At 59.8% G+C, this 23986-nt stretch carries 24 protein-coding genes and 4 pseudogenes; 13 read left to right on the forward strand and 15 right to left on the reverse strand.

Features of this window, described 5'->3' with window-relative positions; all coding sequences use genetic code 11:
• Positions 1–50 precede the first annotated feature (50 nt).
• Genes AC5ZG1_RS33720 through AC5ZG1_RS33735 form a run of 4 tightly spaced genes read right to left on the reverse strand, consistent with a single transcriptional unit; the run spans position 51 to position 5183 of the window.
• Positions 51–1250, reverse strand: coding sequence for a M24 family metallopeptidase (locus AC5ZG1_RS33720; protein ID WP_496135404.1), 1200 nt, complete (start codon positions 1248–1250; stop codon positions 51–53).
• A 42-nt stretch (positions 1251–1292) separates the two neighbouring features.
• Complete coding sequence (locus tag AC5ZG1_RS33725; RefSeq protein WP_496135405.1) at positions 1293–2750, reverse strand: MFS transporter; 1458 nt, start codon at positions 2748–2750, stop codon at positions 1293–1295.
• On the reverse strand, positions 2713–3558 hold the full coding sequence (locus tag AC5ZG1_RS33730) for an alpha/beta fold hydrolase (protein ID WP_496135406.1): 846 nt from the start codon (positions 3556–3558) through the stop codon (positions 2713–2715). Before AC5ZG1_RS33730 ends, AC5ZG1_RS33725 begins: the two co-directional genes overlap by 38 nt.
• A 2-nt stretch (positions 3559–3560) precedes the next feature.
• Positions 3561–5183, reverse strand: a complete 1623-nt coding sequence (locus AC5ZG1_RS33735; protein ID WP_496135407.1) for an FAD-dependent monooxygenase — start codon at positions 5181–5183, stop codon at positions 3561–3563.
• A 110-nt stretch (positions 5184–5293) separates the two neighbouring features.
• Here AC5ZG1_RS33735 and AC5ZG1_RS33740 point away from each other — a divergent pair, with 110 nt between their 5' ends.
• Complete coding sequence (locus AC5ZG1_RS33740; RefSeq protein WP_496135408.1) at positions 5294–6205, forward strand: LysR family transcriptional regulator; 912 nt, start codon at positions 5294–5296, stop codon at positions 6203–6205.
• A 20-nt stretch (positions 6206–6225) separates the two neighbouring features.
• On the opposite strand, the gene AC5ZG1_RS33745 is transcribed toward AC5ZG1_RS33740, so the two are convergent.
• Together AC5ZG1_RS33745 and AC5ZG1_RS33750 are read right to left on the reverse strand one after the other, a co-directional pair.
• The gene (locus AC5ZG1_RS33745) at positions 6226–6507 is read right to left on the reverse strand and encodes a hypothetical protein (protein ID WP_496135409.1); all 282 of its coding nucleotides are present in this window, start codon (positions 6505–6507) and stop codon (positions 6226–6228) included.
• 165 nt (positions 6508–6672) lie between these two features.
• Positions 6673–7273, reverse strand: a pseudogene (locus AC5ZG1_RS33750) (acyl-CoA dehydrogenase family protein); the annotation flags it as partial.
• A 316-nt stretch (positions 7274–7589) separates the two neighbouring features.
• Here AC5ZG1_RS33750 and AC5ZG1_RS33755 point away from each other — a divergent pair.
• Positions 7590–7985, forward strand: a complete 396-nt coding sequence (locus AC5ZG1_RS33755) for a hypothetical protein (RefSeq protein ID WP_496135410.1) — start codon at positions 7590–7592, stop codon at positions 7983–7985.
• A gap of 228 nt (positions 7986–8213) precedes the next feature.
• On the opposite strand, the gene AC5ZG1_RS33760 is transcribed toward AC5ZG1_RS33755, so the two are convergent.
• The 4 genes from AC5ZG1_RS33760 to AC5ZG1_RS33775 form a co-directional block, all read right to left on the reverse strand.
• Positions 8214–9194 carry a SphA family protein gene (locus tag AC5ZG1_RS33760; protein ID WP_496135411.1) on the reverse strand — a complete coding sequence of 327 codons (981 nt, stop codon included), beginning with the start codon at positions 9192–9194 and terminating at the stop codon, positions 8214–8216.
• 365 nt (positions 9195–9559) lie between these two features.
• A complete protein-coding gene (locus AC5ZG1_RS33765; protein ID WP_496135412.1) occupies positions 9560–9820 on the reverse strand; it encodes a hypothetical protein in 261 nt (86 codons plus the stop codon).
• Positions 9821–9945: 125 nt separating this feature from the next.
• Positions 9946–10830: a TetR/AcrR family transcriptional regulator gene (locus tag AC5ZG1_RS33770; protein WP_496135413.1), complete on the reverse strand. Its 885-nt coding sequence runs from the start codon at positions 10828–10830 to the stop codon at positions 9946–9948.
• 135 nt (positions 10831–10965) lie between these two features.
• On the reverse strand, positions 10966–11253 hold the full coding sequence (locus tag AC5ZG1_RS33775; RefSeq protein ID WP_496135429.1) for a hypothetical protein: 288 nt from the start codon (positions 11251–11253) through the stop codon (positions 10966–10968).
• A 14-nt stretch (positions 11254–11267) separates the two neighbouring features.
• Between AC5ZG1_RS33775 and istA the strand changes: the two are divergent.
• Positions 11268–11984 (forward strand): annotated as a pseudogene (gene istA, locus AC5ZG1_RS33780) (IS21 family transposase); the annotation flags it as partial.
• Here the strand turns inward: istA and AC5ZG1_RS33785 are convergent.
• Positions 11968–12567, reverse strand: a pseudogene (locus tag AC5ZG1_RS33785) (Mu transposase domain-containing protein); the annotation flags it as partial. The pseudogenes istA and AC5ZG1_RS33785 overlap by 17 nt on opposite strands.
• A 139-nt stretch (positions 12568–12706) precedes the next feature.
• On the opposite strand from AC5ZG1_RS33785, the pseudogene istB reads away from it, so the two are divergent.
• From istB to AC5ZG1_RS33815, 6 genes and pseudogenes are all read left to right on the forward strand, one after another.
• Positions 12707–13427, forward strand: a pseudogene (gene istB / locus AC5ZG1_RS33790) (IS21-like element helper ATPase IstB); the annotation flags it as partial.
• Between the two features lie 290 nt (positions 13428–13717).
• Positions 13718–14338 carry a VOC family protein gene (locus AC5ZG1_RS33795; protein WP_496135414.1) on the forward strand — a complete coding sequence of 207 codons (621 nt, stop codon included), beginning with the start codon at positions 13718–13720 and terminating at the stop codon, positions 14336–14338.
• A gap of 10 nt (positions 14339–14348) precedes the next feature.
• A complete protein-coding gene (locus tag AC5ZG1_RS33800; RefSeq protein WP_496135415.1) occupies positions 14349–14912 on the forward strand; it encodes a VOC family protein in 564 nt (187 codons plus the stop codon).
• A gap of 95 nt (positions 14913–15007) precedes the next feature.
• Positions 15008–15832, forward strand: a complete 825-nt coding sequence (locus AC5ZG1_RS33805) for an acetoacetate decarboxylase family protein (protein ID WP_496135416.1) — start codon at positions 15008–15010, stop codon at positions 15830–15832.
• A gap of 72 nt (positions 15833–15904) precedes the next feature.
• Positions 15905–16444 (forward strand): cupin domain-containing protein, encoded by a 540-nt coding sequence (locus AC5ZG1_RS33810; RefSeq protein WP_496135417.1) that lies wholly within the window; start codon positions 15905–15907, stop codon positions 16442–16444.
• Positions 16445–16541: 97 nt separating this feature from the next.
• Entirely contained in the window at positions 16542–17522 is a 981-nt protein-coding gene (locus AC5ZG1_RS33815) for an amidohydrolase family protein (RefSeq protein WP_496135418.1), read from the forward strand.
• A 7-nt stretch (positions 17523–17529) separates the two neighbouring features.
• Here the strand turns inward: AC5ZG1_RS33815 and AC5ZG1_RS33820 are convergent, their stop codons facing one another.
• Entirely contained in the window at positions 17530–18114 is a 585-nt protein-coding gene (locus AC5ZG1_RS33820; protein WP_496135419.1) for an NADPH-dependent FMN reductase, read from the reverse strand.
• Between the two features lie 241 nt (positions 18115–18355).
• Positions 18356–19531, reverse strand: a complete 1176-nt coding sequence (locus tag AC5ZG1_RS33825) for an acyl-CoA dehydrogenase family protein (RefSeq protein WP_496135420.1) — start codon at positions 19529–19531, stop codon at positions 18356–18358.
• A gap of 354 nt (positions 19532–19885) precedes the next feature.
• On the opposite strand from AC5ZG1_RS33825, the gene AC5ZG1_RS33830 reads away from it, so the two are divergent.
• The 4 genes from AC5ZG1_RS33830 (at position 19886) to AC5ZG1_RS33845 (ending at position 22911) form a co-directional block, all read left to right on the forward strand.
• The gene (locus AC5ZG1_RS33830; RefSeq protein WP_496135421.1) at positions 19886–20014 is read left to right on the forward strand and encodes a hypothetical protein; all 129 of its coding nucleotides are present in this window, start codon (positions 19886–19888) and stop codon (positions 20012–20014) included.
• A 62-nt stretch (positions 20015–20076) separates the two neighbouring features.
• Positions 20077–21039, forward strand: coding sequence for a fumarylacetoacetate hydrolase family protein (locus AC5ZG1_RS33835; RefSeq protein WP_496135422.1), 963 nt, complete (start codon positions 20077–20079; stop codon positions 21037–21039).
• Positions 21040–21043: 4 nt separating this feature from the next.
• Positions 21044–22429 carry an MFS transporter gene (locus tag AC5ZG1_RS33840; protein ID WP_496135423.1) on the forward strand — a complete coding sequence of 462 codons (1386 nt, stop codon included), beginning with the start codon at positions 21044–21046 and terminating at the stop codon, positions 22427–22429.
• A 77-nt stretch (positions 22430–22506) separates the two neighbouring features.
• Entirely contained in the window at positions 22507–22911 is a 405-nt protein-coding gene (locus AC5ZG1_RS33845; RefSeq protein ID WP_496135424.1) for a nuclear transport factor 2 family protein, read from the forward strand.
• Positions 22912–22983: 72 nt separating this feature from the next.
• On the opposite strand, the gene AC5ZG1_RS33850 is transcribed toward AC5ZG1_RS33845, so the two are convergent.
• Both AC5ZG1_RS33850 and AC5ZG1_RS33855 read right to left on the reverse strand, forming a co-directional pair.
• The gene (locus tag AC5ZG1_RS33850) at positions 22984–23598 is read right to left on the reverse strand and encodes a TetR/AcrR family transcriptional regulator (protein ID WP_496135425.1); all 615 of its coding nucleotides are present in this window, start codon (positions 23596–23598) and stop codon (positions 22984–22986) included.
• A gap of 190 nt (positions 23599–23788) precedes the next feature.
• On the reverse strand, positions 23789–23986 hold a 198-nt coding region (locus AC5ZG1_RS33855), incomplete at its 5' end, for a hypothetical protein (RefSeq protein WP_496135426.1).

A 23986-nucleotide genomic window follows, 5' to 3' on the forward strand; every position in this document is an offset into this window, starting at 1 on the left:
GAGAGGTAAACCGAGTTCGCGGCCGGACCACTGCCACGCTAGCGGCGTTTTTACCGCACCGCCGTGCCACCTAAATTCCAGCCGCGGCCGCCTTCGCCGAAGATTTCGTGCCCGGTTGCGGTCACGGCCACCGTGTCCTCGAGCTTGATGAAGCCGCGCTTCGGATGCTTCATCGTGGTTTCCACCGAGATCACCATGCCAGCCTCGAGCGGCCGCTCCGCATCATAGGCGTCGTAGCGAACCGGGCCGGTCGCGGTCAGCCGGGGCGCCTCGTGGCTGACGAGGCCCATGCCGTGGGCGAGGAACTCGGTGTGGTCGCGCTGGCTCGTCTCCTTCAGCGCGCGTTCGGCGGCGGTGTAGATCGCCCCACCCATGGCGCCGGGCTTGATCACGGCAAAGGCCGCGCGCTGCACGGCTTCGATCTCGGCAAGCAGATCCTTCAGTTCCTGATCGGGATCGCCAAGCACGGCCATGCGGGCGAGATCACCGATGTAGCCGTGATAATTGCCGCCGGAATCGAGCGAGAGCACGTCGCCCTGCTCCCAGCGCTGCGCCGACGGCGCTCGGTTGTGGCTCGTGCTTGCCGCCAGCAGGCAATATTCGAACGTCAAGCCGCGCTTGACCTCCGCGACCTTCAGCGCATCGAACAGCTGCCGCTTGGTGGTGCCGGGGCCGTGGTGGGCGATGACGTCGAGCATGGACGCGATCACGAGATCGGAAGCCGTGCGCAGCTTGGCCAGCTCCGCCGGCGTCTTCACCGCGCGCAGCCGCTCCAGCACGAACAGCGCATCCTTGATCTCGCTGTCCGGAAACGCGTCGCGCAGCGCGTTGCCGGCATCCATCGGCAGGAAAGCCATCTCGACGCCGATGCGCTTGGCGGGAACGCCGCTCTTGCGGATCATCTCCACCGCGTTTGCGATAGCATCGACGGAGCCGTTGCCGGAGATGCGCACCTCCTTAAGCCATGGCTGCTCCAGCTGGCGCTGATAGGTCTCCATCGGATGGGCGACATAGCCGGCCTTGTCCCGCGCGCCCTTGGCATAGATGACCACGGGTAGATAGCGGCTGACGCCGAGCGCATCCATGTAGTCGAAGAAGATCGCGCGCTCGATATCGAGCATGTATTGCACATTGTGCTTGGAGGTGACGAGCAGCAGGTCGAGGCCTGCCTCCTCCATCAGCCGGTCAAGCTTGCCGGTGTCGAAGGGGATGGCACGGGAGGCCGTTCGGGTATGGACGCTCTCTTGCATCATGCGTTTCCTTGTTTGTTATGATGGAGCCTCAAGCGAAAGCTAAGTCGGCGTCGGCCGCGCCGCAACGCCCTCCGGCTCGCCGCCAAGGCTAACGACCACGGTTCCCGCGGTCTCACCGCCTTGCGGCGCATCCAAAGCCAACGGCCGGCCATGGGTTTCGATGCCGAGCAGCGTGAAGGCAAGCCCGATCGCAAGACCGCAGGCGGCCAGAAACAGGAACGCCGGCGTCACCGCGTCGATGGTGGCCTTCGGCGTGATCAGGTTCGAGGTGCCCGCGATAAGTGCCAGACACAACGGACCTGCGATCTTGCCGACGCCGTTGGCCGCCTGCGCGAGGCCGACGCCGCGCGCGCTCAGGCGAACCGGGAAGATCTCGGCGGAGTAGGGCGCGATGTTGGAGAAGCCGCCGTCGAAGAACAACGCAGCCGGGATCAGCAGCACGACGAAGACGGGATAACCGATCAGGGTGCGATCGAAAAATACGCCCGCAGCGCCGAGCGACACCGCAATGCCGTAGCCCATGATCGCGCCGCAACGCCGCCGCCCGATCCATTGCGGCAGCACCGAGAAGATGGCCCGCCCGACCATGCCGGTGAGCGACACGATCACGAACAAATGAGCGGCCTCGATCGGCGACACGCCCGTCAACAGCGCAACGATGGTCGGCCCCCACAGGAACACGCCGTAATTGGCGGTGCTGGCGCCGAACCAGACGATCACCGTCAGCCAGAATCGCCGGGGCTCCGCGAGCAACTCGGAGAAGCCCGCGCCCTGCGGGCGGCTGACGCTTTCGACCGCCGGCGGCGGCAGCGCCTCGGGCGCTACGCGCAAAGCGCGCGCGACGATGCGGCGTGCGTCCGCATCGCGGCCGCGCGACACCAGCCAGCGCACGGATTCCGGCATGATCAGCGCGATCAGGAGCGCCGGCACGAGCGGCAGGAAACCCAGCGCGGCCAGTCCGCGCCACCCGATCTGGTGCAGCAGTGTCGCGGCCGAGAGCGAGGCTGCGAGGATGCCGAGCGAGACCGGAATCACGGTGGCGCTGGTGATCACCGTGCGATGCCGGGTCGGTGTATATTCGACAATCAGGGGCACCGCGACGGAGGCGGCGGCACCGACGCCGAAACCGACGAAGAAGCGGAGCACGGCGAAGACGACCCAGGCGCCATCGGGGATGAAAGAGACCGAGCCCGCACTCAGCGCGCACAGGGTGACGCCGGCCACCAGCAGCGCCTTGCGCCCGAAGCGGTCGGCGAGCGCGCCCCAGGCCAGCGATCCTAGGATGGCGCCGACGCCTGCGGCGAGCAGGATCAGCGAGGTCTGCCCGAAGCTCAACTGCCATTGCGGCGCCAGCACCGCGACCAGGAAGCCGACGACGAAATAGTCGAAATAGTCGAACACGCTGGTAGAGATGCCGAGTGCGATGCTGATCCAGTAACGCGCATCGAGCCGCGCCCGGTCATAGGCTGTGACCAGATCCTCCCCGAATTCCGCCATGGTCGTTCTCCTCCGCGATATGTTCTGTTTTTTTGCCGTGTAGAAAGGCGATCACCAGCGCCGCGACCGCGGCCGGATCCTGGATCGTGCCGACATGGCCGACGCAGTCGATCACCGCCGTACGTGCTCCCGCAATCTCGCGCGCCAGCGACAGCGTGTGCGCCGGCGGGATCAGGCGATCGTCGCGTCCGGCCAGCACCAGGGCCGGCGCTGTGATGTCGGCGAGCGATATCGCGATCGGTTGCGCCAGCACCGCGCCGCGGCGCTCGCGCTGGCCGGCATCGCGCTTGTTGCCGCTGAAAATGCCGAGTACCTGCGGGTAGGTTGCGATGTAGCTGGGCGGGAAGAAATATTCGGCGAAGGCCGACAGCGACGCCGGCAGCTTCGCCCGCAGCTCGGCAAACCGGGGAAAACCTTCCGGGTTGATCGACGCCACCGATACGCCGACCCGAAACGTCGAGGCGAGCACCAGGCGGTCGATGCGCGCGGGGTGGCGGACCGCCGCAACTTGCGCAATGGCGCCGCCGAACGAGGTGCCGAACACATGGGCGCGCGACAGGCCGAGGCCGGCGATCAATGCGGCGAGATCGTCGGCGAGCTCGCCCAGACCATAGGGCGTGGCCGGATTGCGCGTGCCGCCGGAATCGCGCTGGTCGTAGGCGATGACGGTGAAATGCGGCGCAAGGTGCGCAGCAAACGCATCGAACATGGCATGATCGGCTTCCGCACCGTGCAGCAGCACCAGCGGCGGGCCTTCGCCCGAGCGCTTGAAGCTGATCGAGATGCCGTTGGCTTCTATGCGCTCCATGGCTAGTGCAACACGGTCTGCAGCGCGGCGGCGAGCTCGCGGGCGGGATTTTCGGGGATGTAGGGGATGCGCCAGGCGACATGGCCGTCAGGCCGCACCAGCCCGGCGCCGCGCGGACCCATCTGGATCCCGTCGGAGGAATGCGCATTCGGCAGCTGCTGCAGGTTCAGCCGAATGCCTGTCTTCTCCGACACGGCGCGGCCCGCCTCCAGCCAGGCGCCGCCGAGCGGGCCGGCGACCACCGTGAACTCCTTGTCGAACCAGTCGAGCGCGGAGTGTTTCCGCGCCATGTCGAGCCACAGATGCGGGAAGCGCCCGCCCGGCCGATCGGACGGGAAATAGTAGCGCGTCAGATGCCCGCCGCGCGGCGTGCCGTCGGGGATGACCGCGCCCTCCTCATAGGAAAAGCCGAGCGCCTGTCCGATCGAGTGCAGGTGATTGTCGAGATCATTGACCCAGAAGCGGATGCGGTCCTCATTGCCCGAGCGCACCGCATCGTCGAGCCGGCGGAAGCGGATCAGGTTGCCGTAGGAGAAGTCGGCGTTGGATTGCGCCACCGGGCGGCGCTCGACGTCGTAGGTGTCGAGCAGCTTCTCGGAGGCGATCCCGCGCAGCACGTAAGCGAGCTTCCAGGCGAGGTTGTGCGCATCCTGCACGCCGGAGTTCAAGCCGAAGCCGCCGGTCGGCGGGAAGCGATGTGCGGCATCACCGACCACGAAGACGCGGTTTTTCTTGAACTGCGACGCGACCTGCTTGCTCATGCGCCAGATCGAGCGGTTGAGCAGCGTGACGTCGAGATCGGGCACGCCGACATGGGTGCGGATGATCTCGACCGTCTCGGCATCGGTCCACGGCCGCAGCCGCTCGTCCTTCTCCTCGCCGATCTGGATCACCGACAGCCAGCGGTCGCGGCCGTTGGTGTTGAGAATGCCGGCTCGCCGCGGCATGCCCGGCTTATCGCTATAGACCTGGTAGCCGGCCGCCTCGCGCGTGATCGGAAAGCGCGACAGATCGGCGCGCCAATATTCGTTGAGCATCACCGCAAGCGTCGCCGGTCCCACCATGTCGATGCCGGCGCGGCGGCGGGTCTGGCTGCCGGCGCCGTCGCAGGCCAGGAGATATTCGGCGTTCCAGAACTCGCTGCGACCGGTTTCCACCGAGCGGGTCTCGCAGACGACGCCGTCCTCGGCCTCCTCGAAGCCCATGAACTCGGTCGAGAAATGCACCTCCACCAGCTTGGAGCGGGCCACGACCTTGTAGATCTCCTCCTCCACCGCGTCCTGCGCGACCAGCGATTTCCAGGCCGGCGTCTGGCCGAGATTGGGCTCGGGACGCGAGCGGCTGATCTCGCGGCCGGCGATGCTTTCGACCTGCACGAACATGTCCGTCGAATCCTGCAGGCCGCGGTCGCGGATCGCCTGCTCGACGCCCCATTGGCGGAAAATCTCCATGGTGCGCACCCAGCAGCCGCGCGATTTCGGATGATCGGTGGTGGTGGGGCTCTTCTCGACAATGACGGCGTCGATGCCGAAGCGATCGAGCAGAAGCCCCATCGCGAGCCCGACCGGCCCGCCGCCGACGATCATGACGGACGTGCGGCGCGGCGTCTCAGAAGACGTGCCCATGGGCGTTTCCTTCCCCGTTGGTCTTGTTGGCGGCAGGATGCGCCGTTTTTGACATCTCACAAGAATATGTTTGATATGCTTCCGATCTCGTTTCGAGATGGAGGCCGTCAATGGACCTGCGCCAGCTCCGCTACTTCATCGCCGTGGCCGAGCGCGGCGGCTTTGGCGCAGCGGCAAGCAGTGTTAACGTCGCGCAATCCGCGCTCAGCCGGCACATCAAGGAGCTGGAATACGAGCTCGGCGGCGCGCTCTTGACGCGCACCGCGCGCGGCGTCGCGGTGACGGAGTCCGGCAAGGTGCTGCTCGAGCGCGGACGCTGGCTGCTCGGCCTAGTCGACGACATCAAGGCCGAGGTGCGCACCGAGAACCGCGAGCCGAGCGGCACCGTGCGGCTCGGAGCGCCGCCTTCTCTCGGCGAGGTGTTCTATCCGCCGCTCGCCCAACTGGTCGTCGAACGCCTTCCGCGCGTGAGCCTGGAGCTCAGCGAGGGACTGACGGAATTGGCCAGCGATCGGCTGCTGCGCGGCCAGCTCGATCTCGCCATCCTCACCTCGCCGATGCCGAACGATTACCTCGATTACGACACGCTTGTCATCGAGCAGACCTACCTGATCGGTCCGCCGCGCGATCCCCTGCTCAAGCGCGGCAAACTCACGCGCGCCGAATTCAAGACCCTGCCACGCGCCGTGCTGCCGCTGAGCCGCTCGCCATTCCCGCCGGAGGTCGCGAGCCGATTGCGCGTCGACAGCTCGATCTCCATGAAGCGCATGGTGGCCTCGGGACTCGGCTATGCGCTGATGCCCTATTCCGGAATCTATAGGGAGGTCGAGGCCGGCGCGCTTTCGGCCGTTCCGCTGTCTTGGATGCATGCAAACCGCATCCTGGCCTTGCCGCGTGGACGTCCCGTCAGCCGGGCCACGCGCGAGACCATGGCGCTCTTGAAGGAGATTTGCGGTGATTTGATCCGCGACGGCATCATCCGACCCAGCCGTGGCGCGGGCGCCGAGAAGACCAATATCTGATCAAGCGTCGAGCAAGCTCTTCACACGAGCGGCACCGGCCACGGTCGCATTGTGATCGGCAGACCGCCGGGCGTTCCGCTGCCATCGGCAATCGCCAGCCGATGCTGCGGTGAAGGCGAATGCCTGATGAAATGCCAGCGCTTGGGATCGTCATCGATTTCGCGCGTGAAGCTGACAGGCCTGTTTCTCACCTGAGAGGGATGGCAATCAAGAGGGGCGCGCAGAATTGAGCTTTTATCATCAGGCTGGACAAAGTTCGCTAGTTCAATCCGTGGCAAGCTCATGTGATAATCGTCGACCAATGGCAGGATGCTTGTTAGACTTACGCTCAACGGATCCGCTACTGTCACCAGCGAGCGCCGTTATGCCGGCGCTGGCGATCTATCACGGTTTCCGTCTAGAAATGAGGGCGTCGGGCTCACGGATGGATGGGGTCCCCGCCTCTTCGAACAACGGACCACGCCGCATTAATCACGGGTGATGCCGCCCGTTGCGGCGATGCGGGCCAGATGGAAATCCGTGTCACCGAACTGGTGATCGATCATAGTCAGCCGCTTGAAGTGGCCGATGCGATATTCCATCGTAACCCCAATGCCACCATGCAGATGAACACCGCTCTGGCCTACGAAGCGCGCGGAGCGGCCGATCTGCACCTTCGCCGCCGCGACCGTCTTGGCGCGCTCGTCGAGATCGGTGAAGCTCGACCCCATCGAGGCCAGGTAAGACATGCTGCGCGCGCACTCCAGCGCGGTGAACATGTCGGCGACGCGATGCTGCAGCGCCTGGAACGAACCGATAGCGACCCCGAACTGCTTGCGCTCCTTGATATATTCGACGGAGATCCTGACAGCCTCCTCCATCGCGCCGACTGCTTCGGCGCATAGCCGGATGCGAGCGTCGTCGACCACCTGGTTGACGATGAGCAGACCGTCCTCGGCATTGCCGATCACCGCATCGGCACCGACCTCGACATTGGCGAGCTTGATATCGGCGGCGCGGCTGCCGCCCTGGGTCTCGTAGCCACGGATATCGATGCCCCTTGGCATTGGCGGGCACCAGGAACGCGCCGAACCGGACATCTCTATTCGGGGTTCTGCGAACTCTAGCGAGCCGGGAAGGCCGGCTGTCGGTGACAAACCACTCGCGCTGCGTGGCCAGTGGCAGGTGCATGAGCCGCCGGGCCTGCTGGCGCCACGCCGTCTGCTTGCCCGTCAGGCGTTTCCCTTCCTCTTGTGCCTCACGATGAACCGGCGGTCTCGGGTCCGCCCGAGTAGCGGGCAAAGCCGAGGAAGGCGAACGTCTCGGGCCGCCGCTAGACCCGCCGCTGACGCGAGCCGCGAACTGGCCCAACTCGATCAGCCGCGTCTTGTCCTCATGGAGCATCGTGCCGAAGTCGGTCATGCAAAGCCTTGGGAGCCAAGAGCATTACCGGCGCATCCGCCTTGTTCTCAAAGCCCATGATGAAGTCATCCGCGTAGCGTACGATCACGAGACGCTCGCGTGCGCGGCGACGACACTATCTCTGGGTCCAAAGATCGAGGATGTAGTGCAGGGAGATGTTGGCAAGGAGCAGACTGGTGCCCGCCCCTTGCTGTATGCCCCTGTCCGTCTCTTGCTTTTCGCCGCTCTCAAGAACGCCGGCTCGCAGCACAGCCCGATGATCTGCAAGATGCGAGGATCGGAGACCCTGTGCGCCAGCATCCGCCACAACCACTCGTGGTCGACCGAGTCGAAGAAGCTGTGTCGGAATCGAGCACCCAGTTCGCGTGTTGGCTCATGATCGTCGTATGCAGAGCATCAAGCGACACATGAGGATTCCGCCCCCAACCGAAAGCCGTAGGGAACTCGATAAAGTCAACCTCGTAAACTGCGCTCAGCACCTCGGCTACTGCGTTTTGGACAACTTCGTCCTCTAATGCGCGCCCGTTTTTCGTTCAGTTCAACGGAATGGCACCGTCGATTACGGACCGTCTCACGGGCGGCATTATGCTGCCGGAATCGAGAGTATCTATTTGAACAGTAGCGTTCGCTTAGGCGATTGACTGGCGTCTTGATCTGGCGCCCATATTCGGTAGCTAAGACTTGCGTTGACGAAGAAGCCCTTGGGTACGCCGTTAACCGGGCCAGGGCCGGATGCATTTGCAACGATATCTTTGGCAGCCCACCCGGTCAGGGTTGCAGGTCCGAAGTCGTAAGCCAACAGGCCGCCAACTGCGAACCTGTTGTAGCGATTCGAGTTCTGATTCACGAAGTTGTAGTGCGCACTCGTTTCGTCATCAGAAACTTGCCCGATGTAATAAGCGACGGGCCCCAGCGTCCATCGATCGATCTTCTTCGTGGCAGTGAAATCCGCATGCAAAATTGTGCCGGTGGTATAGCCGGTTATGCTATTGGCGGTATTGAGTTCGGCGACGACGGTGGTGGACAGATTCCAGCCATCTTTGAAGTACGACATCGTTAGCTGCGGAACGAATGTCCAGTATGGAGCGCCGACATTGCCGGTGCCATTCACGCCGGTTATCGTACCGTTGGGTATGAATATGCCTAACCCGGCCTTTGTATAAAAACCGGTGTCCCCCCATTTCCAGCTTAGCTCACCCGGAACAATGTATGTGTTGAACATACCTGACGCCTGCGAGTTTATTGGACTACCAACAGTCAGTGCCTGAAACGCTTGCACGACAAGAGCATCGTATGTTGCCCCAAGGAACGTCCAGCCGGGCACAAAGAGGACCCCCGTTGCGGCAGCCACGGATTGGGCGCCGGTGCGATCGCCAATGATGTTGGTCACCGGCCCGGCTAGATTTCCTTGCAAGGTGTTCACGCGATCGAACATATAAATGCCCGCCGGTGGCATTGCTGCGCTGGTGCCGATGTACGCACCTGCGAAAGTCTGGTTCAATGAGGATTCAAAGGCCTGGACGCGCTCGGTTGCCATCAGCGATGCGATAGTGGCGGCGGCTGCTGTCAGCGCGGTTTGCAGTTTCATTTTTTATTCCCCCCTCATTGGCCGTTTTGTCTGGTTGCTTTTGACTTCGCGGTAACATCGATCGCTCGTCAATATTATTCCTTTATAAGGGAAATATGCTTTGTCAAGAGCGAAAGAAACCTTACGCAAACTCGTGCGATCATCCCGCACTTGCTTCGCTCAGTGCCCCACTCGCCATAAGGGTGAAAGGCTCACCTAACTCGGTGGGGAAACGCGACCGTCGGCTTGCCGGTCCGGAGTAGCGAGTGCGAAGAAAGACGTGAGCGGATTCTCTCCGACTTTGCCGGTGTATTGGTTGCTCCAGGGAAGTGTCATCCTGACATCCACAAGCTATCTGGCTGTCACCTCGACGATTGTTTCCCAGGTTACCATGCCGAAGCACTGGAAAGATCCTTTCGGTCTATCTTCTGCTTCAGGCGTTGATCGGCGCCGGCCTTGCGCCGCTGGTCGTCGGCGCCTTGTCCGTCAGGCTGTTCGCGGGAACCGAACTCGCGCTGGGGCACGCGATGGCGACGGGCGGAGCGATTTTTGGCGGGATTGCGCTGCTCAGCGCCGTGTGTTTGCGGCGCGCAGCTCATCACCTGCCGCTGAAGTCGATCGACGTTCAGGCAGCAACTGAAGGTCACACAGCCAGCATGATCAGGATCATCCCGCCACTTGGGACTTGCCGACCCTGCACGACCACGCGTCGCGCGACACTCCCATTGCCCATCGCGAATGATCGCTCCTCAAACGGATTTTTTGCGGCGGTTCAGGCCCGCAACCCGTTCAGGAGAATGTCGGTGAGAAACGCGATGAACTTCTGCTTGTGCATTGCCGGGGTTGCGTCACGACCGAACATGAGATCCAGCAATCGGTTCGAATTGGCGAAGAGCTGGCTGGCTCCGACGATGACAAGGTGAAGATATCGGTGTTCGACCGAGCGAAAGCGGCTGTCGTCTTTTCCCTCGCTAAGGATTTCGTCCAGTTGCTTGAGCGACTGTCGAAGGATGTCATGCCATCCTTCGCGAGCTCCGGAATTGCCGTCGATATCGACGGTTTCCGCCACCAAAGCCGCGTGGTTCGGATACAGCAAGAACAGCTCCACGGATCGGCTTATCCGGAGCCGCAAACGATCTTCGGCAGACATGCCCTCCATCTCGTCGTCGATCTGCTCGCGGAAGCTTCTCACGATCTGGACAGTCACCTCGGCGAAGAGTTGCGTTACGTCGCCAAAATAGTAACGGATCAGGCGTGGATCCACGCCAGCGAAGCGTGCGATTTCCAGCCGGTTGATCTTTTCATGGGAGGTTGTCTTGAGCAACTCGATGGTGGCGTGGATGAGCGCGTCGCGCCCGACGGCCTGAGCAGCTTTTTGTGGCCGCCCCTTGCCACGCTGCAGCTTTCTCGGATTCTTCGCCGGAACCGCACGAACTGATCCCGGCTTAGCGCCGTTCCTCACCGGTTTCTTGGCTCTAGTCACCTGACGAACTTCCCGATTCGAACGGTCGGAATCATATTCCCGCCGAAGGGAAGAAGGCAACCGCCTAGCCTCCCGGTCGATGAAGCGGCCAGAGAACCTCACAGCCTGGAGCGATTCCGGCTCTGATTTCAAAACCGGAATCTCTAGATCCTTGACTTCACGCGTCTTCGTCAAGAGGAACCGGCGCCCGCTTCGCTCGAAAAGAAGTTTGGCGGCCGTCACAACGATCGGACAGGCGCTCCCGGAATGGTTCTTTCACTCCGGGACCACTCGACTAGTCTCGCTCCTCAGGCGTCCGCGGAGACGCCATCACGCCGGCACCGCCGCCTTGCTGCTCTTCGTGTTTTCGACCTGGCCACAGTTCTCCTGGGCGATGAGGTTCTGAAGCGCGCGGCGCACGCAGACGGCGGCTCCATCACCCGACAGCAGGACAGGCTTCAGCGAGAACAGATCGGTCGTCGCCATCCATTGCTGGCAGGCGATGGTCATGGTCTCGTCCTCGTTCTGGAAGATATGGTTGATGGTCTCGCGCATCGTCGCATCGACCTCCGGCCGGTCGCCGGGGTCGACGTAGAGGAGGTCCAGCGCCGTGCCTATGGCGCGAGCACTTCATCAAGGGCAAGACGATCAAGGAGATCGCCCGCGACCTGAAGGTGTCGCGGAACACGGTCCGGAAGGTGCTGAGGTCCGGAGAGACCTCCTTCGATTACGAGCGGCAAGTGCAGCCACGACCAAAGCTGGGCGGTGGGCATCGGAGCTCGATAGGCTGCTGGCGGTGAACGCGACCAAACCGGCTCGTGAACAGCTGATGTTGATCCGGATCTTCGAAGAGCTGCGCGGCCGCGGCTATGAGGGCGGCTACGATGCGGTGCGGCGTTACGCCAGGCGGTGGAGCAAAGAACGCGGACAATCGACCGCGGCGGCCTACGTCCCGCTGAGCTTTGCACCCGGCGAAGCCTACCAGTTCGACTGGAGTCACGAGGTGGCTCTGCTGAGCGGCACCACGGTGATGGTGAAGGCCGCCCATGTTCGCCTCTGTCACAGCCGAATGCTGTTCGTGCGCACCTATCCGCGCGAGACGCGGGAGATGGTGTTCGACGCCGACGACCGGGCGTTCGCTCTGTTCAAGGGCACCTGCAGCCGCGGCATCTACGACAACATGAAGACGGCGGTCGAGACCATCTTTGTCGGCAAGGATCGTCGCTACAATCGCCGCTTCGTGCAGATGTGCAGCCAGCCACTATCTGGTCGACCCGGTTGCCTGCACGCCGGCGTCGGGCTGGGAGAAGGGCCAGGTCGAGAACCAGGTCGGGCAGAATGGGCGCCGTGACCGAGCGCTTCGGCACAGGCGGCTTCCACCGCAGACAAACCGTCAGTCAGCACCGCGTTGAGAATGTCGACCATCTGCCGATTGCCATCATCGGTGGTGGCAAGCCTGCGCCGGATCCGCTCGAGTGCGGCTGGCAGCACCCAGTCCTTGAAGGGAGCACCATTACGCAAGGCGCCGGGTTTGCGAGCGAGCACTGGCACATAGTGCCAAGGATCGTAAGTCGTCTCACCGCGTCCGAAGGATCGAGGGTGCTCCGCAACGATCCTTCCGTCCTGACGGATCACGATGCGATCGGCATAGGCCTGGACCTCCACCGAACGCCCGACGGCGCTGGCTGCGACCGAGACTTGTTGTTGTCGAAGCGCACCAGACAGGTCTTGGAGACCGACGCCGGCACAGCATGGAAGCCGTCGAACGAGCTTGGGGCGCTCGGCTTCGAAGACTTCCCAGATCGTTTGCTCGGCCAGCTCCGGGTGACGATGTGTCTTGGCATAGGCAATACACTTATCGAGTAGCCAGGCGTTTAGCTCGTCCAGGTTTTTGAACCGCAGCCGCGGCGTGAAGAAGCGTTCTCGGACCAGCCGATGTCGTTCTCAACATCCTGGCCCGTCAACGCGAACCAGCCTCACCGGCCAACATCATGACGCCGGCTGCACTGACGCTCCGCCACGCGCCGATCGCCGATTGTGCCCGTTACGACAACCTCCGGAAGACCATCTGATGGAACGAACCCAGATCTTCGACCCTCATGGGCGAGCTCAAGCTTTACGGCATGAAGGCTGCCTTGGACGAGATCATGGCGACAGCGGTCAAGCGCCAGCACGAACCTCAGCGCATTGTCGGCGACCTGCTCAACGCCGATATCGACGAGAAGCAGGCCCGGTCGATCAAGTATCAGCTCACCATTGCCAAGCTGCCGCTTGCCAAGGACCTCGATGACTTCCAGTTCGACGGCACGCCGATCAACCGGACGCTGGTCAATGATCTCGCCAGCGGCGGCTTCATCGCCCAGCAGCGCAACGCCGTGTTGGGGCACCGGCACCGGCAAGACCCATCTGGCTATCGCAATCGCCAGGAGCTGCATCCAATCCGGTGCCCGTGGTCGCTTCTACAACGTGGTCGATCTCGTCAACCGCCTCGAGACCGAGACCCGCAATGGACGGCAGGGACCGGCTTGCCGAGCATCTGACCCGGATGGACTTCATCGTTCTCGACGAGCTCAGATATTTGCCCTTTGCCCAATCCGGCGGCCAGCTTCTGTTCCATCTCGTCAGCCGACTCTACGAACGGGCCTCCGTCATCGTCACTACCAATCTCGCCTTCGGCGAATGGCCCAGCGTGTTCGGCGACGCCAAGATGACCACGGACACTTCTCGACCGGCTAACCCATCACTGCGACATCGTCGAGACTGGCAACGATAGCTGGCGATTCAAGAGTCGCGACGACGATCACGCAACCTGCGCTCGTCTCGTCTCCGCAATCCCGGCCAGCTCCGACGAGACGAGCACTACCGCCAAACCCCGCCGCACGAAGGGGTCGAAGTTGAACGCCGAGTTGACCCTTTTGTACGATCGTGCAATATTGGTGTTGCACAAAGCCGAGACGGTCTCGTTTTGGAGATTTTCGGGAGTGGGCAAGCAGGCTTGCCTCACGCTCCAATTCTCAGGTCGAAGCGTCTCGCTCTAACTATAGCGCTGGCATTTGGGACTAGCGTGGGAGGAAATGGAACTATGGCGACGAGCACTTCGGACAGAGCCACACCTCCGGGTATGGAGGTAGAACCGATCGATCGGCCTACAGGCTTCGGCTATCATATCATTTATAGCCGGCCCGAAACTTACAGCGAGATGATTAGATTTTATAAGCTGTTTTTGAATGGCAGTGCGATTGAGATTGACGAAGAACTGCCTTCATCTTTAATCGCTGACGACAATCAAGATTTGGTGCTGATCGTCAAACGGCCTGACCTTCCAAAGTTTTCGCAGCGCCGCACGGGTTTTCTGCATGTCGCTTGGAGCTACAACAGTCTTGCAGAACTGATGTATGTGTACCGACATGCTGTCCAGCATGGGTTCGAACCAGTCGAACTCCTTCATTCCCCCGTTTTAATGCAATTCTATTTCCGCGACCCCGAGGGCAACTTCATCGAGCTGTCGATTGATGGGCATGACACCGCCGAGCAAACGCAGACCCATATGCGTGCGGCAGATGGAATTCGCATGCCGGGCAGCATCGATCATTGGAAGTACGATCCTCAGAAGGTCGTAAAGATGCTGGAGGCCGGCGTATCCGACTACGACATTCTTCATCACGACACTTATCACAAGCTTGCGGCTTCTGGTCGATTTTAGGAGGCATTCCATGGAACAGACAGCAATCGTGATTCCGGTTGAGCACACGCCGACCCGTCATCTAAAGATTATGGATATCGCAAGCTTGCCTAAGCCTCGCTACAAGGGGCACTGGGCGCTCATAACATCCGATGTTGGCCGGGCTCACGCCTTCTACCAGGCACTGACCGGCGCTCAGCTTCAATCGCGCCCGCAGCCAACGTGTATCGCCAGCTCTTGGGATCACGAGCATCACAGGTTCTTTTTTGGCCCCCTATCCCTTGGTCTGGCTGGCTCCGCCGCGGAGAATCTGCCCGATGCGCAGGTCCCGCGAGTTGGTGAGCGCATCGATCTTGTCGGTGGTGGGATTAAGTTCCGTTCACCGCAGGCGCTCGTAAAGGCGATGAACCGAATGGCGTCGATTGGCTATGAGCCGGTCGATTTCATCGACCGGGGCTCAAGTGTGGCGGTCGTTTATCGCGATCCCGACGACATAAAAGTTGAGATTCTTGCCCCGGTCGAGGGCGGCATCCAGAAGTCGAGCGAATCCATAGATCGTGTCACTTTTATGCAGCGCTTCGATAAGCCGGTGTAAACGAGGGATATTCGCATGCGGTTAGGCAGACTTAACTCTGCTTCGCGTGCCGGCGCCTTGCGCTAGTTTCTAGATTAGAAACGGAGAGGCGCTGTATGGAGGCGTTATTGGAAAAAATCGAACGAAATGGGCGGCACCGAATGCCGGTTGGGTTCGGCCCGGCAGTCGGTCCGCGGCAGGGTCCGGCGGGTGAGCTCTATGACTATTCCGAATCGCCACGAACGGTGGCCGGGGTAACTTTTTTGAGCGACGGCCACGCGATCCAGAGGCTTCTACCTCCGGGGTGTACTCTAGATGGAGAGCCGCTCGTGACCGTGGAGCGATCCGAGCTTCGCGAACTCGAATGGCTAGCAGGCCGATGCTACTCAATGCTGGGCGTGAAATTCCCGGTTATTTATCGTGGTGAAAAGGAACGCGCACGAGGCCCGTTTCTTTCGGTATTGTGGGAGAACCGCCCAGAACCTATCATCAGTGGTCGCGAGGAACTGGGATTTGCTAAACTCTATTGTCAGCTTCCTGATCCCCGCATTTTCAAGAATCGCTATGAGTGGTCAGCCAGCTGGGACGACCATACTTTTGTACGCCTAGGACTTACTGACCTTGTGGAAAGCGAGGTTCCTAAGCCGGTCGCGGCTATCGATGGCACACTTCATCATCGTTACCTCCCCCGACTTGGCAATCCTGGCCGCGCTGAGGTTGAGCAGATGGTAATTTCGCCGTCCGGGGCTCCCGTTCGCACGGTGTCTTTCCGCACTGGTAGGCCATCGTTGAATTTTGTGCGCTCTACATGGGAGCAGCTTCCGACGATGCATCATATCGTCAATTCACTAGCAGATTTGCCCATCATCGAGATGCGTAGCGGCTGGCTCGCCGAAACGCGCGGGGCGAGCGATCTAGCCAACCAGCGCGAGCTTCGCTGAACGTGAGACCATAGCAGCTGAACGTGAGACCATAGCAAATGTCTTTGTGGTTCAACCGAAGGAAAATGCGACATGAATAAAGGTGACCTCCCTCCCGTGCGTCGTGTGGTAACGGCAATTAACGAGGCGGGGCGCTCGTACTTCTTGCAAGACGGCGCGCCCCCCGCAACTCGTACCCTCGAGGGCAGACCAGGTTTTAGGAGTGCGAACGTTTGGCGCACTGCCGGTGGGCCTACCCCGGTGGCCGCTCCCGATAGCACGCTTGATCATTCGGGAGTTATGCCGCCAAAAGCCGGGACAGTGCTTCGGGTCATCGATTTCCCGCCCCAACCTGCAGATCCCGAAGAAGCGCGGCGACAGGCAACGGCGTCGCTTAATGCCCTCTTCCCGGATGCGGGTCATGATCAAACCCACGAGAAGTCGGGCATGCATCTCACTTGCACCATCGACTACGCCATCGTTCTGGTTGGAGCCATTACCGCCGTACTTGAGGAAGCGGAGACGGTTCTCAACGCTGGGGATATCCTTATACAACGCGCCACGAATCACGCTTGGGAAAATCGTACAAATCGTATGGCAAGAGTTGCCTTTGTGCTTGTCGACGGCACTTGAGGCAAGGGCACCATGTGATTGAAATTCGCGAGCCGAGCCTGTTTCGCGAACGCTGCCTCATAGCCAAGTTAACCCGCGCCGGATTGCATGGTAGCTGATGACTATTGACGTACATGCTCATTACTTTCCTCAATCCTATGCTGACTTTGTCGGAGCGCTTGGATTAGGGGGGCGTATGTATCCGCCGGCTCGCCCCGGCTCTAACGTCGAACCAATCCGATACCGACCGGAAAGCCTCGAAGGCCGGCTTCATGCGATGGATGTGGCGGGAGTGAGCCGTCAAATTTTATCCGCGATTACCGCTCCTTACGTTGGCGACGCTGCCTCCGCTACTGCGGCGGCAAGACTTGCCAATGATCTGTTCTCGAAGTTTTGTTCCCAGCGATCCGACCGATTCTCCTTCTGGGCATCGCTACCATTACCACATGTCGATGAGGCGATTGCCGAGACGGCGCGCGCGCTCGACGGCCTTGGTGCGGTTGGCATCACGCTCCAGACATTCTGCCTTAACGAGACGATTGCCCAACCTCGTTTCGATCCACTCTTCGATGAGCTTAATCGACGGCGAGCAGTGGTATTCATTCATCCGTGCCAAAATGCCCTGCTGTCGCCGCTGTTAGGCGACTTTGGCCTTACCGTGTGCGTGGGCGCCTCAATGGAAGACGCCGTCGTAGCTTTGCATTTGATCGTGAACCGTATACCCGAACGCTTTCCTAATATCCGTTTCATCATCCCGCATCTAGGCGGCCCGCTCCCGATGTTACTCGAGCGGCTCGACGGACAATTGCCATCAAAGGGACTGGTCGAGCTTCCAAGCCTCACGGCGCGACGATTCTTTTATGACACCGTCGGTTGGGGTTCTCGGGCGGCGCTCGTAGCCGCTCACATGGCCTTTGGGCCGGAACAGTTACTTCCGGGCAGCGACTGGCCGTTCCTGCTGGACTGGGAGAGTTATAGCCGCACCTTTGATCACATTCGTTGTAGTGATCTTCCTCCCACCTCAATCGACCTGATTATGAATCAGAACGTCTTGAGGCTGCTTGGGAAACATTGCGGGTGCGGTTGGAGCGACCACTAACGCCCAACTACGTTGCCTGAAGTGAGGGCCTCATAGCAAATTGTGTTACTTGCTGGGCCACAAGCTCGAGCGCAGCGAGGTTTGGGTTTTCATCAGTGTCGGCACCTACAGCTCCATGGGCGATTAACGCAGCGCCGTAGGGCGTCGGCCACCCGCGAAGGGCGTGAATGATCATACGGAGAGTAACGAGTGCAGTACCACAGGCCTGCGCTCCGAATGCCGTTACAATGGTGCCAACAGGCCGCTCGGCGAAATAGGGGTGAGCGTCTTTCGCTGTTAGCTCAAGCGTATCCAACGCGTTCTTGATAATGCCGGATACGCTGCCGTGGTAAGCGGGACTTGCAACGATGATGCCGTCCGCCTCTCTCACCATAGATACAAACTCCTGCTGTATGGCCGTCGGCGACGCACCGGGATGAAAGATCGGAAGGCGATAGAGCTCGGCGCCGCCAAAGAGTCGCGTTCTCGCTCCTCGATTGCCAGCAGCCTGTAAGGCAGTTCGTAAGGCCTTTTCAGTGTTTGATCCTTCCTTGGATGTGCCGCCGATGCCAACAATTAACGGCGAAAAGTTTGCCACTGACCGTTCTGTCATGCGTTCTCCTTACTGCACATTTTTGGCGACAATCTTTCGGCAAGTGTGTCGCCATCTTTCCTATATCGGCCTCTAGAAGCTAAACGAACGCTCGATGGAGCGCATGAAAGCGAAGGCGCGCGCAAGCGTGACCAAGGGAATGAAATGCCTCAGTCTATCTTGTGCGACTAACTCAACCGCTTACTTTGCTAGCTAGGTAAGATCGATCGCTTCGCTAAAGCTCCGCAGCAAGCCTGAGATGTCATTGCGTTGACAGCTGCGATGAACGGGAGCCGTTCACGAACTCAGCTAAAAGGAACTGACCGGCCTCCTTTGCTGCACCCATCGGGTTCAATGCAGTGTGCTGGTAGCCAGCTCGGGCATCGCGATACGCTCGCGAGACCTCGCTATCATAAACACCCTGACCGCCGCTCAGGCTATAGGCCCGTTCCAGCCCGTTGATTGCTAGCGTGGACACTGCGGCGGCGATAGCGCGTCCAGTAGCCGCGACATCGTCCGAGGTGAGTTGATGCCTGGGAGCGACAGCTTCAATGCGGCAGACGAACAACCTGAGCAGTTCCCACGCCGAAGTGACATCTCCCCAAGCTTGACCAAGCTCGATCTGCACATGGTCAGAAGCCGAGGGTGGCGGCCCGCCAAGGCGTCCGGGCTTTGCGGAGATCTGAGAGATGACATTTTTGACAAGGCCCATCGAGGCGCCCACCACGACGGCCTGAAGGCAGAACGGCGCAACTCCCCTCGTAAACGGGATCATCTGAATGACCCGCGAACTAGGCACGAAGAGATCTTGAGCCGTTAGCGAACGACTTCCAGTGCCGCGAAGGCCCATCGTGTACCAGTCGTCCACGGTGCCCAGGTCCGACCGCGGGATAAGAAACAGTCGCGCCGCTGGCGCTGCATCTTCATCATGTGCGATGCTACCGACAATCGCCCACTGCGCGTGATCACCTCCGCTTGAGAATGGAAAGCGTCCAGTCACACGATATCCGCCGGGCGCTGGATCTGCTCGGCCTGTTGGCATGAACGCCGATGACGCTACCGAACTTGGATCTTCCCCCCAGACAGACTGTTGGGCTGCCTCCGGGAAATCCGCCAAGGTGACAGCGTGCCCGCCAAGTACGGCGTAGACCCAAGCCGTCGAGGCACAGCCCTGAGCCAGCTCATAAACGATATCGCACAGGTCCAAGAATGAGCGATTCAAGCCGCCCCAACGTTTAGGAGTCAAAAGGCGAAGTAGATCGGCCTGCCGCATTTCCTCAATAGTGATGCGAGGAACCATCCTGGCAGATTCAGTATCGGCAGCGCGAGATCGAGCGGCGGCGGCGATCTCCCGCGCCCTTTCAAGAAGGGTCTCATGACTGGGCTCGTTGTTGGGTACTTTGCCCGCCGGCCCCCGGCTCATTCCGATAACGCTCATAGCCATTCCCTCCACACACGAGCCGCTCGATCATCGGAACGGCCTCATTCTCACAATCTCACTACCCTCTTGCCAGAGTTTGTACGATCGTGCAATATCGCTGTCGCACGCAGAGCCGAGACTCGGTCGTTTTGGAGATTTTCGGGAGCAAGCAAGCAGGCTTGCCTCACGCTCCAATCCTCAGGTCAAAGCTTCTCGCTCTAATTAAAGCCGGCATCTGAGACTGGCGTGGGAGGAGGTGGAACTATGGAAACGAGCATTTCGTACAGAGCCACAGCTCCGAATGTGGATGTTGGCCAGCCTCACGCCTTCCACCAAGCCCCTCCACCGCAAGCGCTCGCAAAGGATGAACCGATGGCGTCGATTGGCTATGAGCCTCGGTCGATTTCATCGACCGAGGCTCAAGTACTGCTGCCGTTTATCGCGATCGATGTGGCGGCAGGCTTAAACTCTGCTTCGCGTGCCGCGCGCCTGCCCATGTAATGCGCAAGCGCAAGGCACATTAACAGATCGGATTATCTAGCCAACATAAGGACTAACTGGAGATGCATCTCGTGATGATAGGCGAGGGGCCGGACGCCACCGCTGGGTGTCTGGTCAATCACTTGGTTCTGAACTTTGCGAAATCCTCAAGCCTTATTCCGTCGGCCGGCGAACTACCTACCTCGGTCGCTGGCATACTCGACATGAATGCTGGGCACCTTGCTTTAGCTGAGCGCGTACTTAATCAGGTTGAGAGTGGGACAGAGTTTTTACTCGCTGGGCTCGTTGACCAAGGAGCGCTAACGGCCATTTCAGATACCCACCTCGGCGCGCCGCTCCCGCGCCCGGTAAACCTCTTCGCGCACGGCCGCGGATATCAAAGTCACTTGCGCGATTTTAACTCCACTGTCGAACCTGAAAGGCCAACGCATCCGCCGGTGGGGTTTCTCAAGGCCGTCACGTCAATCATTGGGACGGGGACCGCAATCCGGCTTCCTCAGCTCGCGCCCGAGAAGGTGGACTGGGAAGGTGAGCTGGCGGTCGTTTTCGGCCGAACTTGCCACATGGTGAAAGAGGCTGCGGCAATGGATTATGTCGCCGGGTTCACCATCATCAACGATGTCTCAGCGCGTGATGCGATCGGCGTCGGTACGAAGGACTGGCCTAGCGGAGTGGCCGCGGCCCGTAACATGATGCTTAAAAACTTCGAAACATTCTGCCCACAAGGCCCGAACGTAACGACGAAGGATCAGATCGGCGACTATCGCAAGCTTCGTATCGTGACCCGCCTCAACGGGGAAATAATGCAGGACGCTTTGGTTGCAGAGCTTATCTGGGACATTCCGGAGCTCATCGCATCCTACTCTCAAATTATTCGATTTCAGCCTGGAGATATCTTGAGCACTGGGACACCGGGCGGAGTCGGGGTGGGACGGAAGCCACAGATATTCTTAAAGGCGGGCGACCAGATATCCGTTGAAATCGATGGTATCGGCAAGCTCAACAACCCCGTGGTGGGACCGTAAGAACATGGACGACCGCTCTCAGCGTGAGTTGCTTCAACGTGAATTCCTCAAGGATGGAGATCCGGGCTACGCCACCGTTAAGGTCCAACGGCGTCTCATCTGCGTCTTGGTAGTTATGAGCGCACTCGCGACGCTTGATCGGGGGATTATCAGTCTGTTGATCAAGCCGATAAAGGCGACGTTGGGGCTCAGCGACGTGCAAGTCAGCCTTGTCATCGGTGCGGCTTTCGCGATTTCAGCGACTGTCGCCGCCATCCCGGCCGGTTGGGCAGTCGACCGCTATAGCCGTAGACTTTTACTCGGCTGCGCTGCAGTTATCTGGTCTAGCATGACCGCGCTTTGCGCATTTAGCGCCAATTTCGTCCAACTATCGTTCGCGCGTGCGGGCTTAGGAACATCCGAGGCTCTCGTTCAGCCAGGGAGCTTCTCGCTAATACGCGACACAATACCCCCTGCAAGACGCGGACGAGCTTTTAGCGCATATTATATATCAACCATGCTCGGCACGTCTTCGTCCTTTCTCCTCGGGGGACTGTTACTTGCCTCCGTCGAGAAGTCGGGATTGAGCTGGTTGCCTCTCGTCGGTTCAGTAGAACCATGGCAATTAACGATGCTACTCGTCGCTCTGGCTGGCATTCCGGTCGCACTTCTGGCGGCCGCGATTCAGGAACCGAAGCGGCACACCAGTCACGACGCTCTGACCGCCAATACCTCTTATCGAGATGCCGGCGCGTTTATCCTGAATCACAGGAAGCTATTTGCGCCGATTTTTTGCGCGCAGGTCACCTTCATGCTGGTCCTAGCCGCGGTTGCGGCATGGTTGCCAGCTTTGGTAGGGCGAAGCTACGATTTGCCTCCAGCAAAGGTGGGCCAAATACTCGGTCTCAGCATGCTCGTGTGCTCGACCATAGGCTTGCTTATAGCCGGCCACGTCTTGGACCGTGCCGAGGCTAAAAAAGGTCTACTCGGAGTTACTGTAGTAGGCCTCTGTTTGACATTCGCGTTTTGGATCATAGGCTCTATTGCACAACTAGCGCCGAACGTCGGTCTTTACCTCCTTGCGTTCTGCAGCGCTCTTTTAGTTGGGCAAGGTCCCAACCCCGCACTGGCAGCAATCTTAAGTCGCATTACACCCCGAGAACTTATGGGAAAGGTCACGGCGATTCAGATTTTACTCGTTGCTGTCGTCGCACAAACAACGGGTCCAACCTTTGTTGCGATCTTGTCTGAGACAGTCTTTTTGGGCGCTGCGAACTGGTCGCTCGCCTACGCGCTGAGCTGCGTAATCTTTCTTGGAGGATTAGGCTGCGTCTGTTCGATGGCGATCTTGCTTCGCCATGTGCGGCGCCTCCCGGCTGCCGGTCCCACGATAGCGCAAGTAGCCAGCTGACTGCACGTCGCCGCGTCAGGTGGTATGTGGCCTGCACTAAGGTGGAAACTTGATCTTCAGGCAAAAGGAAGGGGAGCATGGCTTCAAACACTTCTGAGGCATCAATTCAAGGCGTAGTCGCTTCTCTAGAGCGGCGCCGCCTGGCCCTATTGGTCCTGGGTGACATAGAAGGGCTTGCAGAGCTGATGAGCGACGATTGTATCGTGGTTCACGGTTCTGGAATAATGGAAAATAAGACGGAGTTTCTGGGGATTTTCAATCGCATGAAAATCCATGCCATCGATCAGACTTCCGCGAGCCTACGGGTATATGGTGATGACACGGCGGTGGTTATCAGTACCACTGCGATGCGGTCAGCCTTAAAGGCCACGCCAGAGAGAGAAATCCTCGTTTGCCATCACCAAACAACTGTCTGGCGCAGGGAAGGAGACAGCTGGCAGTTCAATACCTTGCATAACACTCGCATTCCGCAGGCATGCTAAATCGAAACGGCAGCAAGGGCCTCAAACAAACATAGGAATAGTTCGCTGTCGCATCACAGCTCTTGATAGGTGTCAAATTGCTGCAAGTGCTTGGGCTCCGCCACTTAGAAAAGTCACGATTGACCTGTCGTCGGAGCGCGGACGCACCTCCGCTTCAGAAGACTTCAAAATCGACGTAGAAAGGGTCAACATTACCACGAAGTTGTAAATCTCCGTGATTGATGATGCCGTCGCGTGCGGCAATGCGAGCTTGAATGCAACGCGAAAGTTATCAGCAGCGGATCGAAAAAGGTCTCGCTGCATCGGCCACCAGCGGTCTTGATAATATAGCTGAGCCATAATCCGGAAATAGCTACTCCATCCGGGAAGTGTGCTACGTGCAAGGACCGGCATTACAAAGGCCCCTATCGCGCCTTCCAGTGTTGTTGTTTTCCGACGGCGCAGCTCCTCATTTAAGATGTTATTCAGCTCGTGAGCTCGTCGCGCAACCACGGCCTCAAATAATGCCTTTTTGTTCTTGAAGTGATAGCTTACTGCGCCAAGCAGAGCGCCTGACTTTTGGGCCACGTCACGCATCGAGATTGAGTCATAGTCGGTTTCACCAAACAAACCCTCAGCTGCGTCTAGGATGGCTTGACGTGTTCGTTCACCTTTCGCTTGTACGGCTTCTACAGCGGCCTTCGTCATAGCCGCTTTCCTCTTAGCTGCTTTCGTCATAGCTGCTTTCGTCATGACACCCGCATAAGGGACGATTCGATCGGTCCAAAAGACACTAACATGATTGTAGGCGTGTCAAGGCAAAATGCATTCCACGTTTGGAAACGGACGGAAGGCAGGGGTCATGTTTCGCTCTAATACCCCCTGTGCCTACCGCAAATCAAACGGGAGCATATCGGTGATGCAGTCCACCCAGGATCGGACGGCACAGAATGCGTCCTGCTGCCTCGGCGGAACGTGATATCGGCGCGTCCTTGTTCAAGGATAGGTGAGTGCGCGTGCCATTATAGTAATGGGCGTAAGATTTCAGAATGCGGCGCAGATGCACCTCGCCCAGGACAATGATGTGGTCCAGAGA

The sequence above is a fragment of the Bradyrhizobium sp. Leo78 genome (genome assembly GCF_059512425.1).